This is a genomic window from Streptosporangium brasiliense (assembly GCF_030811595.1).
GTDB classification, from domain to species: Bacteria; Actinomycetota; Actinomycetes; order Streptosporangiales; family Streptosporangiaceae; genus Streptosporangium; species Streptosporangium brasiliense.
On sequence record NZ_JAUSRB010000002.1, the window covers coordinates 3,127,763 to 3,141,159 of the forward strand.

Annotated in this window: 12 protein-coding genes; 6 read left to right on the top strand and 6 right to left on the bottom strand. The window is 72.1% G+C overall.

Going from position 1 to position 13,397, the window contains the following annotated elements:
• Positions 1 to 70: 70 nt before the first annotated feature.
• Together J2S55_RS23085 and glgB are read right to left on the bottom strand one after the other, a co-directional pair.
• On the bottom strand, positions 71 to 2,176 hold the full coding sequence (locus J2S55_RS23085; protein WP_306864650.1) for a S8 family peptidase: 2,106 nt from the start codon (positions 2,174 to 2,176) through the stop codon (positions 71 to 73).
• 272 nt (positions 2,177 to 2,448) lie between these two features.
• A complete protein-coding gene (glgB, locus tag J2S55_RS23090) occupies positions 2,449 to 4,788 on the bottom strand; it encodes a 1,4-alpha-glucan branching protein GlgB (RefSeq protein WP_306864652.1) in 2,340 nt (779 codons plus the stop codon).
• Positions 4,789 to 4,978: 190 nt separating this feature from the next.
• Between glgB and J2S55_RS23095 the strand changes: the two genes are divergently transcribed.
• A complete protein-coding gene (locus J2S55_RS23095) occupies positions 4,979 to 5,665 on the top strand; it encodes a DUF4328 domain-containing protein (protein WP_306864654.1) in 687 nt (228 codons plus the stop codon).
• Positions 5,666 to 5,771: 106 nt separating this feature from the next.
• On the opposite strand, the gene J2S55_RS23100 is transcribed toward J2S55_RS23095, so the two are convergent.
• The gene (locus J2S55_RS23100) at positions 5,772 to 6,251 is read right to left on the bottom strand and encodes a MarR family winged helix-turn-helix transcriptional regulator (protein ID WP_306864656.1); all 480 of its coding nucleotides are present in this window, start codon (positions 6,249 to 6,251) and stop codon (positions 5,772 to 5,774) included.
• Positions 6,252 to 6,351: 100 nt separating this feature from the next.
• On the opposite strand from J2S55_RS23100, the gene J2S55_RS23105 reads away from it, so the two are divergent.
• The 3 genes from J2S55_RS23105 (at position 6,352) to J2S55_RS23115 (ending at position 8,469) form a co-directional block, all read left to right on the top strand.
• A complete protein-coding gene (locus tag J2S55_RS23105; protein ID WP_306864658.1) occupies positions 6,352 to 6,939 on the top strand; it encodes a YceI family protein in 588 nt (195 codons plus the stop codon).
• Positions 6,940 to 7,266: 327 nt separating this feature from the next.
• Positions 7,267 to 8,037, top strand: coding sequence for a pirin family protein (locus tag J2S55_RS23110; RefSeq protein WP_306864659.1), 771 nt, complete (start codon positions 7,267 to 7,269; stop codon positions 8,035 to 8,037).
• Between the two features lie 63 nt (positions 8,038 to 8,100).
• Entirely contained in the window at positions 8,101 to 8,469 is a 369-nt protein-coding gene (locus J2S55_RS23115) for a GNAT family N-acetyltransferase (RefSeq protein ID WP_306864661.1), read from the top strand.
• A gap of 36 nt (positions 8,470 to 8,505) precedes the next feature.
• On the opposite strand, the gene J2S55_RS23120 is transcribed toward J2S55_RS23115, so the two are convergent.
• From J2S55_RS23120 to J2S55_RS23130, 3 genes are all read right to left on the bottom strand, one after another.
• Entirely contained in the window at positions 8,506 to 9,753 is a 1,248-nt protein-coding gene (locus J2S55_RS23120) for a copper amine oxidase (protein ID WP_306864663.1), read from the bottom strand.
• Positions 9,750 to 10,421 carry a hypothetical protein gene (locus J2S55_RS23125; protein ID WP_306864665.1) on the bottom strand — a complete coding sequence of 224 codons (672 nt, stop codon included), beginning with the start codon at positions 10,419 to 10,421 and terminating at the stop codon, positions 9,750 to 9,752. Before J2S55_RS23125 ends, J2S55_RS23120 begins: the two co-directional genes overlap by 4 nt.
• A 173-nt stretch (positions 10,422 to 10,594) precedes the next feature.
• On the bottom strand, positions 10,595 to 11,044 hold the full coding sequence (locus J2S55_RS23130) for a hypothetical protein (RefSeq protein WP_306864667.1): 450 nt from the start codon (positions 11,042 to 11,044) through the stop codon (positions 10,595 to 10,597).
• 130 nt (positions 11,045 to 11,174) lie between these two features.
• On the opposite strand from J2S55_RS23130, the gene J2S55_RS23135 reads away from it, so the two are divergent.
• Positions 11,175 to 11,993: a helix-turn-helix domain-containing protein gene (locus J2S55_RS23135; RefSeq protein ID WP_306864669.1), complete on the top strand. Its 819-nt coding sequence runs from the start codon at positions 11,175 to 11,177 to the stop codon at positions 11,991 to 11,993.
• Between the two features lie 124 nt (positions 11,994 to 12,117).
• On the top strand, positions 12,118 to 13,026 hold the full coding sequence (locus J2S55_RS23140) for a MerR family transcriptional regulator (protein ID WP_306864671.1): 909 nt from the start codon (positions 12,118 to 12,120) through the stop codon (positions 13,024 to 13,026).
• Positions 13,027 to 13,397: the final 371 nt, after the last annotated feature.

The window sequence follows — 13,397 nt, forward strand, 5'->3', positions numbered from 1 at the left end:
TCCGGACGCGAAAGGGCCGGTCACGTCCCACGTGACCGGCCCGATCGGTTGGGATTACAGTTGGGAAAACTTACTTCGCCTTGTTGACGTACGTGCGCAGATACTTGGCGGCGCCGGCGAGCTGCGCCGCGGTCGCCTTGCCGTTGAGGCGGTGCCTCTCGGCGACGGCGACGGCGCTCTTGAGCGTGGTGGTGCGGTGGACCTTGGTGGAGCCGTCGTAGACGCCGTGGGCCCAGTTCAGCCAGGCGGCCAGCAGCTCACGGTCCAGCGTGGCCCTGGCGCCCTTGCCCCGGAGCACCTTGTAGGCCTTGCCCAGCGAGTTGGAGTCGGTGGCCTCGGGGAAGACCTTGCTGCCGTTCTGGGCGAGGCTCAGGTAGCAGAGCAGGGTCTTGTCGGAGAGCTTGCCGGCGCCCTTGCGGAACTCCGCGGCCCACTGGGCGGCGGTCAGCGCGGTGCTGCCCCGGCCGCGCCCGCACAGGTCCGGCACCGGGATCGGGCTCACGTCGCCCAAGCCCCGGCCGGTGGCGGTCGGAGTGGGGGTCGGGGTCGGGGTCGGCTTGGGCGTGGCGGACGGCCCCCTCGTCGGCGTGACCGTCGGCGTCGCGGTGGGTGTCGCGGTGGGCGTCACCGTGGGTGTCGCGGTGGGCGTGGCGGTCGGGGTCGACGTCGGTGTCGGCGTCGGGGTGGTCGGCGCCGGGTTCAGCGCGGCCCAGAGGTCGATCCGCGGCGTGACGGCCTTGACCTCGACCGGCTCCCGGTCGACGATCTCGACGCTGTCGTAGGTGATCGGCTTACCGGTCCGCCGCAGCAGCGTGAGCAGCTCCTCCACCGAGGCGTCCGGCCGCTTCTGGCGGAGCAGGGCGAAGGCGCCGGCGACGTGGGGGGCGGCCATCGAGGTGCCGCTGTAGACGTCGTAGGTGTTGTTGCGGCCCCGGCCCGACCACTTGTCGCTGGGGACCGAGGATTCGATCCCCACGCCCGGCGCGAACAGCTCAAGCTGCTTGCCCTGGTTGGAGAACGGCGCGACCGCGTCGTTGTCGTCGGTGGCGCCGACGGTGATCACGCTGGAGACACAGGCGGGCCAGGAGACGGCGCCCACGGTGTGCTCGTTGCCCGCGGCGACGACGGTCGCCACGCCCCTGGCGCGGAGCGAGGCCGCCTCCGGGAGGGTCTCCTGGCCGTTCGGCAGGCGGTCGCAGTCCGTGGCGGAGCTGCCGCCGCCCAGGCTCATGTTGGCCGCGGCGATCTTGTGCGTCGCGGTCAGCGTCTCGACGTGCGCGAGCGCCTGGCGGATGTTGGACTGGTAGGCCCCGATGCAGGGGACCTCGGCCCAGCTGCCGCAGCCGTTGGGCCCTCCGTCGTAGATCTTGCTGAACACCTGGATCGCGATGACGCCCGCGCCCGGCGCGACGCCGTCGGCCGGGGCGCCCGGGGTGAGCTTGCCCGCCGCGATGCCGGCCACGTGGGTGCCGTGGGAGCAGAGGTTGCCGCGCTGGATCAGGCTGTAGCAGTTGGGCGTCTCGGCGTCGGCCGCGCCCGGCCCGATCTGCTTGGAGCCGAAGTTGGGACAGAGCGAGATCGCGATGTCCTTGATGGTGGAGGTGGAGAAGCACGCCTCGGCGGCGATCCGGCCCGCGAGGAAGGGGTGGTCGCGGTCGACGCCGGTGTCGATGACCGCGACCGCCTGGCCGCCGCCGGTGACGCCGGAGGCGTGGACCTTGTCCGCGCCGATCACCTTGGTGCTCGTCAGCAGCGAGGGGAAGGTGAGGGTGTCGACCTTGACCGACTCGACCTCCGGCTCCTTCTTGAGCTGGGCGACGTCCGTCTTGTCGACGACCGCCACCAGGAAGGACTCCGCCGCCTCCTGCAGGAGGACCTTGTCGCCCTCGGCCTTCAGGTCCTCGGCGACGCCGCCGACCTGGGAGGAGGTCTTGGTGTCGATGATGACGCGGACCTTGTTCTCGAAGGCCTCAAGGGCCTTCCTGGTCTCGGCCTGGGTGGGCTCGTCGGCCTCCGGCGCTGTCTGCAACGTTCCAGAGAGCGCCTGCGGGAACGTTCCAGGAAGCGCCTGCGGGGACGACGCGGAGACGGCCGAGGCGGTCCCCGGCGTGATGGCGAATGTGGTGGCGGTCACGGCCAGGACGGCCGCTCCCGCCATGAGACGTCGAAGTCTCACTGGTCCTCCGGGGGAAGGGACCGCGCCGACGACGGCGCGGCAAGGGGCGAGCTAGGCGGCCCCGGCCGGCCTCAGCCGGACGGGACCGGGTCGTCGTGGTCGCCGGGCACGACGGACAGCGGCCCCGAGCTCACCCGGAGCTCGTCACGGCCCGCTCGCCCCCACCCGCTGACCAGCCGACAAGCGCGCGCAAGCCGAGGCTCGCGCGCGCTGTGAGGCGCCAGCTTAAGGGGAGCTTAAGGAAATTATTGAGGTTTGAGTTGATTTGTGATCTAGCTGAGGTCTCCCGCGGTGACGTTCCTGGCCACGGCGCCGTCCGGGGCGCTCCTGGCCACGACCTCGTCCGGGGCGCCCCCGGCCGCGGTCTCGTCCGGGGCGTCCGCGGTCGCGGTCCCGTCCACGGTCTCCCCGATCACCGCCGCCACGGCCGCGGCCTCCGCGACGGGCTCCTCCTCGACGCGCTCGCCGGAGTGGCGCAGCCAGACCGTCCCCAGGGGCGGGACGCGCAGGCGGGCCGAGTACGGCAGGCCGTGCCACGGCTCCTCCGTCGCCTCCACGGCGCCGAGGTTGCCCACCCCACTGCCCGCGTAGTCGTACGCGTCGGTGTTGAGCATCTCCTCCCACGGGCCCGCGGCGGGCAGGCCGAGGCGGTAGTCCTCATGCGGCGAGCCGGAGAAGTTGGCCACGCAGGCGACGGCCGAGCCATCCGGGGCCAGCCGCAGGAAGGAGAAGACGTTGCCCTGCGCGTCGTCGGCGTCGATCCACCGGAAGCCGTCGGGGGAGGTGTCGAGGCTCCAGAGGGCGGGGGTCTCCCGGTAGATCCGGTTGAGGTCGCGGACCAGCCGCTGGACCCCCTTGTGCCCGTCGAAGTCGAGCACCCACCAGTCGAGCCCGCGCGACTCCGACCACTCCGAGCCCTGGCCGAACTCCCCGCCCATGAACAGCAGTTGCTTGCCCGGGTGGGCCCACATGAAGGCGTACAGCGCGCGCAGGTTCGCGAAGCGCTGCCACTCGTCCCCGGGCATCTTGCCGAGCAGCGACCCCTTGCCGTGCACCACCTCGTCGTGCGACAGCGGCAGCACGAAGTTCTCCGAGTAGGCGTACATCAGGGAGAAGGTCATCTGGTGGTGGTGGTACTGGCGGAAGATCGGCTCGTGTCTGAGGTAGGCGAGGGTGTCGTGCATCCAGCCCATGTTCCACTTGAACCCGAAGCCGAGCCCGCCCAGGTGCACCGGCCGGGAGACCCCGGGCCAGGCGGTCGACTCCTCGGCGATGGTGACGATCCCCGGCTGGTCCCGGTAGGCGACCGCGTTCATCTCCTTGAGGAACTCCACCGCGTCGAGGTTCTCCCGCCCGCCGTACTCGTTGGGCGTCCACTCACCCTCGCGCCGCGAGTAGTCGAGGTAGAGCATCGAGGCGACCGCGTCCACCCGCAGCCCGTCGATGTGGAACTCGCGCAGCCAGTAGAGCGCGTTGGCGACCAGGAAGTTGCGCACCTCCCTGCGGCCGAAGTCGAAGATGTAGGTGCCCCATTCGGGGTGCTCGCCCCGCGCCGGGTCGGCGTGCTCGTACAGTGGCGTCCCGTCGAAGCGGGCCAGCGCCCAGTCGTCCATCGGGAAGTGCGCGGGCACCCAGTCGACCACCACCCCGATGCCCGCCCCGTGCAGGCGGTCCACCAGGTGGCGGAACTCGTCCGGGGTGCCGAACCGGGCCGTCGGCGCGTAGTAGGACGTCACCTGGTAACCCCAGGAGCCGCCGAACGGATGCTCGGCCACCGGCATGAACTCGACGTGCGTGAACCCCATGTCCACCACGTAGTCGACCAGCTCGGTGGCCAGCTCCCGGTAGGACAGCCCCGGCCGCCACGAGCCCAGGTGCACCTCGTAGGTGCTCATCGGCTCCGCCGCCGCGCTGCGCTCCGCGCGCCGCCGCATCCACTCGCCGTCCTGCCAGCCGTACTCCGACCTGTCGATCACCGACGCGGTGGCGGGCGGGGTCTCGGTGCGCCGGGCCATCGGGTCGGCCTTGGCCCGCCAGACCCCGTCGGCGCCGAGGACGCCGAACTTGTAGCGGTCGCCCTCGCCCAGCCCGGGGACGAACAGCTCCCAGACCCCGGACCTGCCCAGTGAGCGCATGGGATAGGCGGTGCCGTCCCAGTGGTTGAAGTCGCCCATCACCCGGACCCCGCGCGCGTTCGGCGCCCATACGGCGAAGGCGGTGCCGTCCATGTCCTCGTGCCGCATGACCCGCGCGCCGAGCACCTCCCACAGCCGCTCGTGACGCCCCTCGCCGATCAGGTGCAGGTCCACCTCGCCCAGCGTGGGCCAGTGCCGGTAGGGGTCGCCCGTCTCGTACGGCTCGGCCCCGGTGTAGGTGACCCGGAGGCGGTAGTCGGGCACCTTGTCCAGCCCGGGGATCGTCACCGCGAACACCCCGTGGGCGAGGTGCTCCATGTCGTGGGCCTGGCCGTCGGTGACGACCTGGACCTTCTCGGCGAGTGGCCGCAGCGCCCTGACGGTCACGCCCCCCGGCCCCGGGTGCGCCCCGAGGATCGAGTGCGGATCGTGGTGCGCCCCACCTGCCAGGCGCTCCAGGTCCAAGTGCGCGTTCATGGCTCACTCCCGTAGATCGGTATCCCCTAACCCTGCCCTATCGGGGCGCTCCAACCCATGCCCCTGTCCGCTATCACCATGCGTGTTGCGAAAACGTGCGAAGCCGCCCGTGAGGAAAGCCCTGATTGTCGTCGCATGTCGCTTATGGAAATACTGTCCGCCGATCCGGTTGATCACACAGAGGACGGCGATGCACCCCCACTCCCTGCGCCCCCTGCGGGGACCGGCCACGGCGGCGGTGGCGACGCTGGCGGTCGCCGCCGCGGCCGAGATCTTCTGGGTGCTCGGCGGGCCCCACCTCGCCCCGACGGTGAGCAGGCTGGTGGAGGAGGCGGGCCCGCAGGGGCCGGACGGCCTGGCCGTGGCCGCGACGTTCCTCCTGCTCCGGTATCTGGCCCATGCCGTCGCGGCGGTCGCCTTCGTGGTCTGGCTCCTGCGGGCCCGCGCGAACGCCGATTCCCTGAGCCGGGTCCCGCACCGCTGGCCCCGGATCCTCGCCGTGCTGGGCTGGTTCCTGCCGGTCCTCAACTGGTGGATCCCCAAGCAGATCGTGGACGACGTCTGGGCGGTCTCCCGGCCCGGCGGCGTGCGCGGCGAGCACATCGGCAAAGAGGTGCACTCGTGGCTGATCTGGGCCTGGTGGGTGTCGTGGCTGCTCGGGTTCTGGGTGCTGCCGCTGGCCGCCGGGCTGCTCCTCGCGATGGGGGCCCCGGACTCACTCGCCTCCGGGTCCGGGTCCGGGGCCGGGTCCGGGTTCGATGCCTACGGCCTCGCTGTCACGCTGGTCGCGGCGGCCCTGGCGGTCGCGGTGGTGCTGCGGATCACCAGATGTCAGGAGGGCCGCCGGGCCTGGGCCGGCGCGGGCTCTCCGCCGTGACGTCGCGGGAAGGCCGGCGCGAGGCCCCGCCGGTGCCGTGGCGCCGGGAGCGGCCTCCGGCCCGTTCCCGGGAACCGATCTCCGCGACGCCGGGGGGCGGGACGGATCACCCTCGGGGGACGTCCTCGGAGACGGCGTCGAGCCGGGCGAGCACCTGAGTCGACAGCCGCTCCAGCGCGGCGATCTGGTCGCGGGTGAGCCCCTCGAAGAACAGTCGCTGAACGGTCTCTACATGTCCGGGCGCGGCGGCGGTGATGGCGTGGCGGCCGGCGTCGGTGACCACGATGAACGCTCCCCGGCCGTCGTCGGGGCACTCCTCGCGGTCGATCAGACCACGACGTTGCATCCGGCTCAGGTGGTGTGACAGGCGGCTCTGCTCCCACTGTATTTCCCGCTGGAGCTCAAAGGGGCGTAGGCGCCCGTCCGGGACGTCGGTGAGCTGCACCAGCACCTCGTAGTCGGCCAGGGACAGGCCGGAATCGGCCTGGAGCTGCCGGTTGAGCCGGGCGGTCAGCCGCCCCTGGAGCCGTATGTAGGCCCGCCAGGCGCGCTGCTCGTCGTCGTCGAGCCATCGAGGGCTGTTCATGTCCCCCACTCTACCCATTCTGGATGACGTGTCATGGAGATTGCGGAATAGATGATGCGTCATGTAAGTTGAGGCGCATAGATGACACGTCATCCACTGGATGGCCGAACCGCAGGAGGAGACCACCATGACGACCACCGCCACCGACTTCGCCAAGCTCACCGGCACCTACACCATCGACCCGGCTCACACCCGCATCGGGTTCGTCGCCCGGCACGCGATGGTGACGAAGGTCCGCGGCGCGTTCAACGAGTTCGAGGGCACCGCCGTGCTCGACGGCGACACCCCGGCCAACTCGACCGCCACGGTGACCATCAGCGCCGCGAGCATCGACACCCGCAACGCCCAGCGTGACGAGCACCTGCGCAGCAACGACTTCCTGGCGATGGAGTCCTACCCGGAGATCACCTTCGTCTCCACCGCCGTCCGCCAGACCGGCGACGCCGACTTCGAGGTGACCGGTGACCTGACCATCAAGGGCGTCACCAACACGGTGACGATCCCCTTCACCTACGAGGGCGCGGCGACCGACCCGTTCGGCAACGTGCGCGTCGGCTTCGAGGGCGCTGTGACGATCAACCGTAAGGACTACGGCGTCACCTGGAACGCCGCGCTCGAGACCGGCGGCGTCCTGGTCAGCGAAAAGATCGTGCTGGAGTTCGAGGTCTCCGCCGTCAAGAACGCCTGACGCGGCCGTCACCGGCCACGTCCGGCCGCCGCGTCGCCCCCGGGCCACGCCCGGCCGCCGCACCGCCGGCCCGCGTCCCGCGGGACTATGGACCCACGGGACCACAGGACCCGCGCAGGCACCCGCGCGACCGGCACAGGCCGTCCGCGCGACCGGCACAGGCCGTCCGCGCGACCGGCACAGGCCGTCCGCGCGACCGGCACAGGCCGTCCGCGCGACCGGCACAGGCCGTCCGCGCGACCGGCACAGGCCGTCCGCGCGACCCACGCAGGCACCCGCGCCTTCCACGCCCGTGCGCCTTTCCGGACCCGAAAGGGGATCAATCTCATGACCGTGTTCCCGCCGACCCCGACCGTGGACGTCCGCCGCGCCGACGAGCGGTCCGTCACCGACATCGCCTGGCTGGACTCCAAGCACTCCTTCTCGTTCGGAGGCCACTACGACGCGGGCAACACCCATCACGGGGTGCTGCTGGTCAACAACGACGACATCGTGCGCCCCGGCAGCGGGTTCGACACCCACCCGCACCGCGACATGGAGATCGTCACCTGGGTGCTCCAGGGCTCCCTCGTGCACCAGGACTCCGAGGGCCACAACGGCGTCATCTATCCGGGACTGGCCCAGCGCATGAGCGCCGGCACCGGCATCATGCACTCGGAGAAGAACGACTCTTGGCGGCTGCGGGGCGACGCGCCCCACGACGAGCCGGTGCACTTCGTGCAGATGTGGGTGGTGCCGGACGAGCCCGGGATCGCCCCCGGCTACGAGCAGTTGGAGATCGAGGGCGAGCTGCTGGCCGGCGGCCTGGTGCCGGTCGCGTCCGGGATGGCCAAGCATGACGGGGCCTCCGCCATCCGCATCAAGAACCGCTACGCCGCCCTGCACGCCGCCCGCCTGCGGCCTGGCCAGAGCGTCGAGCTTCCCGAAGCGCCGTTCCTGCACCTGTTCGTGCCCCGCGGTGCGGTCACCCTCGAAGGCGCCGGGGCGTTGGGCACCGGTGACGCCGTCCGCTTCACCGCCACCGGCGGCCAGCGGGTCACCGCCACCGAACCCGCCGAGATCCTGGTGTGGGAGATGCACGCGGCCATCGCCGCCTGACCCCGCCGCGAGAAAGCGCGAGAAGGAGAGCACGGACACATGTCGACCTCGGGAGCAGCGAGCATGGGTCAGACGGAACCGCAGGTCGTCGACAACGCTCGGGCCGGCCGGTTCGAGATCCTCGTCGACGGGGAGACCGCCGGGTCCGCCGTGTACAGGCGGGCAGGTAAGAAGCTGTCGTTCACCCACACGGAGATAGATCCGCGTTTCGAAGGCCGCGGACTCGGCTCGATCCTCGCGCGCGGCGCGCTCGACGCCGCCCGCACCGCCGGGATGTCGGTCCTGCCGTTCTGCCCGTTCATCCGTGGCTACATCGAGCGACACCCCGGCTACCTCGGCCTGGTGCCCCCGGACCGGCGAGCCCGCTTCGGCCTCCCCGCCGACGGGCCGGGCGGGAGCTCCGGGGAGCCCGACCGGCCGCCTGCGCCGTAGGACCCGCTTCCACGGGAGCGCCATGAGGCGCGCGGCTCAACGGGGGTTCTTGGCCGTGACGTCGCGGGGGGTGATGCGGAAGCCCTGCCAGTGGGTCGGCATGGGGTCGGCGTCCTCGTCGCGGGCGACGTGGTGGAAGCCGACGTTGACCCAGAGCACGGGGTCGGTGACCGTCTCGCCGTTGACGTAACGGTCGACGGACTCCGCGCACCCGGGCGCGGGGTTGGTGGTCGCCAGGCGCTCGCAGGAGCGGTAGTCGGTGACGTAGAGGTCGGCGCGGGTGAACGCCTCGCCGGCCGGGCCGCGGTATTCGGCGCTGTCGGAGTTGTTCAGCTCCCAGGAGACGGGGTGCCCGTCGGCGTTGCGGACCCCGCGGTCGACCACGCGCCACCAGCGCATCCGGCCGTTGACGGCCTTGCCCTCCCGGGCGAAGGCCGTGCGCGTGAGACTCCGCTTGGCTGTGCCGGACCCCGAGAAGTCGTACTGCTCGACGACGTCGCCGCTCTCGCCCTGGATGTCGAAGTCGAGACGCCAGAAGATGTTGTGGCTGTGGCTCTCCTCGAAGTCCGCGCTGCCCACGCCGATCGGCCAGCCGTGCTCGGGCGTGGTGGTGGACCCGGCCAGCGAGCCGGTCGCGCCCACGCGGGGGGTGATCGCCCCGTCGTCGGAGAAGGCCCACTCGGCCAGATAGGTGTACCAGCCGACCTGGAAGGCGGCGAACACCACCAGATCCTGCCCCTGGGCCGAGATGTTCGGCTCCTCGTAACCGGGCTTCAGGTAGGCGTGGCCGCGCGCCCGCGTCGTCACGCAGACGTACTGCAGGCGGCGCTCGCCGGCCGGGCAGTCGGCGGCCTGCAACGGGATGGCGGAGTCGCCGAGGGCCCCGATGTCGTGGTAGCGGGGGCTGCCGCTGTCGTAGGGGACGTGGATCTGGGCCAGCGCGGTGCTGCGCAGCACGCTGACCGGGCTGTTGCCCCTGGGGGTGTAGACGACCTTGGTGAGGACCAGCCCCTCGATGTTGCGCATCTCCCAGCAGAGCTGCCAGCGCGCGCCGTTCGGCAGGGTCCTGTCGATCCGGTACGGCGCGCTGCACGGGGGCTGCGCGGCCGGCGCGGCGGGCGCGGCGGAGGCCCGCGCGACGGGCCCGGAGCGGGCGGCGGCGGAGTGGGGGCCCGGCGCGGCCCGCGCGGCCGGCGCCGGACCGAGACCGCAGGTGAGCAGCACGGCGCAGGCGAGGGCCAGGCGCGGGGACCGGGAGAGGGCCGGACGCAGGGACAAGGTCACCACTCCAGGGTGTAGATCTGCTTGGCGGACAGGTCGACGACGATCCGGCTGGTGTCCAGCCAGGTGTTGCCGGGGAGCCGGACGAACAGCCGCACGCAGCGGTGGGTCTCACACCGGCGGGCCCCGCCCTCCTGGCCGGGGGTGAAGATCAGCCCTCGGAGCCCCAGGTCGGAGGCGGACCGCAGCGGCCGGCCGGCCGCCCTGGCGTAGGACTCGCGCACGCCCCTGCCGTACTCCGGGTCGGCCAGCAGCAGCTCGGCGGCTCTGAGCTCCTCCGCCCCGGACGGCGGCGGCTGCACGCCCTGCGTCACGCTCTCCGCCACGACCCTGCCCTGGCCGAGGTCCACGGTCCGCACGATCAGCCTGTCGGTGGCGTAGTCGTACAGGTAGGCGTCGGCCCGCCGCCGCTCCTCGGCGTCCTTGCCGTCGTCGCGCTCGACGTAGAGCAGCTTGACCCGTCCGGCGGCCAGGTGTGCCCGGGAGACGGCCGAGGCGATGTCGCCCGCCCGGGTGACCTCCTGGCCGGTCAGCGGATCTCCCGCGGCGGGCACCGCCGGTGCGGCCCCGGCCGCCTGCGACCCCTGCCCGCCGGACAGCAGGAGCGCCGTCCCCGCGACGGCCGCCACCCCCGCTCCCGCGAGCGTCATCATGATCCGCCGTCGCCCCACGAGCACCTTCTTTACCGATTGTTGACCTGTAGTCGCGCAGTGTAGTCGCGCCGAGGCGTCTGGTCGGTTCGAAAGGCGTATTGCGCTGTTGATCCACTTTGCCGGGTCAGGCCGGGCCCGGAAGGCGGTCGGCTCGGTCTCGAAGACGTCCAGCCCCGCGCCGGTGGGGCTTCTCAGGCCATGGCTTCCCGGGCGCCGGCGCTCATGGAGCGTCGCAGGCCGATGAACTCGAGCCCGGCGTAGACCGCGACCACCAGCGCTCCGACGAGCATGAAGGCGACCCCCGGACCGGTGAGCGGTATCACGTCCGCGAAGGTGAGCAGCAGGAGCGCCACGCACGACAGCGCGTTGCCCGCGACGACGGAGGCGGCGTGGCGCGGGGGGATCCGCGGATAGCCGGCGATGAGGCCGAGAGCGGCGGCCCCACCCAGCATGGCGACCCCGAACGGGACGGACCAGGTGGTCGGCAGGCCGAGCGGACCGCTGAGCGGCCCGCTGCCGGCGAGCATGACGACGCCGAAGACGGCGGTGCTCCAGCCGTCGATCCGCAGGACCGTGCGCAGCAGGTCCGACCCGCCACCGCCGGCCGCCGGGGGCCGGGCGGCCCCGGTCACGCTGCTCATACAGGTCTCCTTCCGTGGACGGGCCCGGTCGGGCCCTGGCCGGAAGAGACGTTGCCATCACCCCGGTCATGGGCTCAATGACCTCCGAGGTGATGGCAGTGGTGACCTCACGGTGGCTAGTCTCCCGGGCATGGATGTGGAGCGACCGTCCCGGGTGGGTGCCCTGCTGAGGGAGTGGCGGCAGCGCCGCAGGCTCAGCCAGCTCGACCTCGCCCTCCTGGCCGACACCTCCGCGCGGCATCTGTCATATGTGGAGACCGGCCGGGCGCGCCCGAGCCGGGCGATGGTGCTGCGCCTGTCCGCCGCCCTGGACGTCCCCTTGCGTGAGCGCAACACCTTGCTGCTGGCCGCCGACTACGCGCCGGCCTACCGGGAGAGCAGCCTCGACGACGAGTACATGGCGTCGATCCGCTCGGCTCTGGACACCATGCTGACGGCGCACGAGCCGTATCCCGCCGTCGTGGTCGACCGGCTCTGGAACGTGCTGATCGGCAACCGGGCCATGTCCGTCCTGATGGACGGCATACCGCCGCATCTGCTGGAGCCGCGGCCGAACGTGTTCCGGCTGCTGCTGCACCCCGACGGGCTGGCCGCGCACCTGGCCAACCTGGGCGAGGTCCGATCCCTCTCCCTCGAACGGCTGCGCCGCCAGGTCAGCGCCACCGGAGACGCGCAACTGCGCGCGCTCTACGAGGAGGTGTGCCGCTACCCCGTCCCTGCGGACGAGGAGTCGGGGGAGACCGGCGGCCCGGGACAGCGGCCGAGCCCGGTGCAGGTGCCGTTGAGAATCCGCACTCCGTACGGCGAGCTGTCGATGTTCGGCACCATGGCCACGTTCGGCGCTCCGGCCGATGTGACGCTGTCGGAGCTGGCGATCGAGCTGTTCTACCCCCTCGACAGATTCACCGCCGACGCCCTGCGCGCGCTGGCCGGCCAAACTGGTCCGTGAGCGTCCCGGCCGTCCGGCCGTGGCCCTGCGGCCCCTCCCCATGAGTCCGTCGCGACCGCGGTGACCGAGTGAGGTCGGCCTCAGGACTTGAGTCTCCAGCGGCTGGAAGGTCGAAGGTGGTCCCATGGACGACCGCACCGGGCTGTTCACCATCGGGCAGCTCGCCCGCCGTACCGCGCTGCCGGTGCGCACCATCCGCTTCTGGTCCGACCTGGGGATCGTCCCGCCGACGTGCCGTTCGGCCGGTGGTTACCGGCTCTACGACGTGGCGGCGGTGGCCCGGCTGGACCTGGTGCGGACGCTCCGCGAGCTGGGCCTGGACCTGGAGACGGTCCGGCGGATCCTGCGCGTCCAGGGCACCGTCGCCGAGATCGCCGGAGCGCACGCCGATGCCCTGGACGCGGAGATCCGCGTCCTGCAACTGCGGCGCGCGGTGCTGCGGTCGGTCGCCCGACGAGGGAGCACCACCGAGGAGATGAGACTCATGCACAGACTGGCCAGGATGTCCGCCCAGGAGCGGCAGCGCGTCATCGACGACTTCGTCGACCAGACCTTCGCCGGCCTCGACCCTGACACGCCGGGGGCCCACATCGCGCGGATGATGCGCCAGATGCCGGCGGAGCTGCCGGACGACCCCAGCGCCGAGCAGGTGGACGCCTGGATGGAGCTCGCCGAGCTCGTCGCCGACGAGTCCTTCCGGCAGCGCGTGCGCCAGATGGCGGTGGCGGGCGCGGAGCCCGGCGAGCAACCCCAGCACTACGACCACGGGCCGATCCTGGAGCACGCCGGCGGCGCGCTGGCCGCCGGGGTCGCCCCGGAGTCCGCCGAGGGCGGGGCGGTCCTGCACCGGATCATCGGCGCGGACACCCCCGCCGGGGAACGCCTCCGGCTGGCCGACGAGCTGGAGATGTTCACCGACCGGCGGGTGGAGCGGTACTGGCAGCTGATCGGGGCCGTCAACGGCCTGCCGCCGTTCCCGCCCAGCGTCGCGGCGTTCGAATGGTTCATCGCGGCGCTCCGCGCCCACCGGTGACCCGGCCGGGCGTCGATCTCCAGTAGTCGCGGTCCAGGCAGCCGGAACCCTCGGTGCCCTCTCTCCGGCGTGGGATCGGGCGGAGGCGCCGCCGTACGGTCATCCGGGCGCGGACCCGCGCGGAGGCGGGCCGCTGCCGGCCGTGGTGGGTCCGGTGCGGCAGGCTCGCGGCCCCGTGGGCGTACGGCGGGTGCCCGCGTCGGCGGTGGCCGAGCGGTGTCGGTGGCTGGTCAGCGGACCAACGGACCCGGATCGGCCCGGGTCTTCGGCTAGGGTCTGCATCGGATCGGACCTCCTGCGTCCGGTCAAGGGGTCCGCCCCGGCGTTCCCTGCCGTGGCGGGCCCCGCTCTCAGCCGTACCGGGTGTGCCG

Excerpts from the sequence above, each read along its gene's own strand:
- glgB (WP_306864652.1), bottom strand. The coding sequence starts at position 4,788 with ATGAACGCGCACTTGGACCTGGAGCGCCTGGCAGGTGGGGCGCACCAC.
- J2S55_RS23095 (WP_306864654.1), top strand. The coding sequence starts at position 4,979 with ATGCACCCCCACTCCCTGCGCCCCCTGCGGGGACCGGCCACGGCGGCG.
- J2S55_RS23100 (WP_306864656.1), bottom strand. The coding sequence starts at position 6,251 with ATGAACAGCCCTCGATGGCTCGACGACGACGAGCAGCGCGCCTGGCGG.
- J2S55_RS23105 (WP_306864658.1), top strand. The coding sequence starts at position 6,352 with ATGGCCGAACCGCAGGAGGAGACCACCATGACGACCACCGCCACCGAC.
- J2S55_RS23110 (WP_306864659.1), top strand. The coding sequence starts at position 7,267 with ATGACCGTGTTCCCGCCGACCCCGACCGTGGACGTCCGCCGCGCCGAC.
- J2S55_RS23115 (WP_306864661.1), top strand. The coding sequence starts at position 8,101 with ATGGGTCAGACGGAACCGCAGGTCGTCGACAACGCTCGGGCCGGCCGG.
- J2S55_RS23130 (WP_306864667.1), bottom strand. The coding sequence starts at position 11,044 with ATGAGCAGCGTGACCGGGGCCGCCCGGCCCCCGGCGGCCGGCGGTGGC.
- J2S55_RS23135 (WP_306864669.1), top strand. The coding sequence starts at position 11,175 with ATGGATGTGGAGCGACCGTCCCGGGTGGGTGCCCTGCTGAGGGAGTGG.
- J2S55_RS23140 (WP_306864671.1), top strand. The coding sequence starts at position 12,118 with ATGGACGACCGCACCGGGCTGTTCACCATCGGGCAGCTCGCCCGCCGT.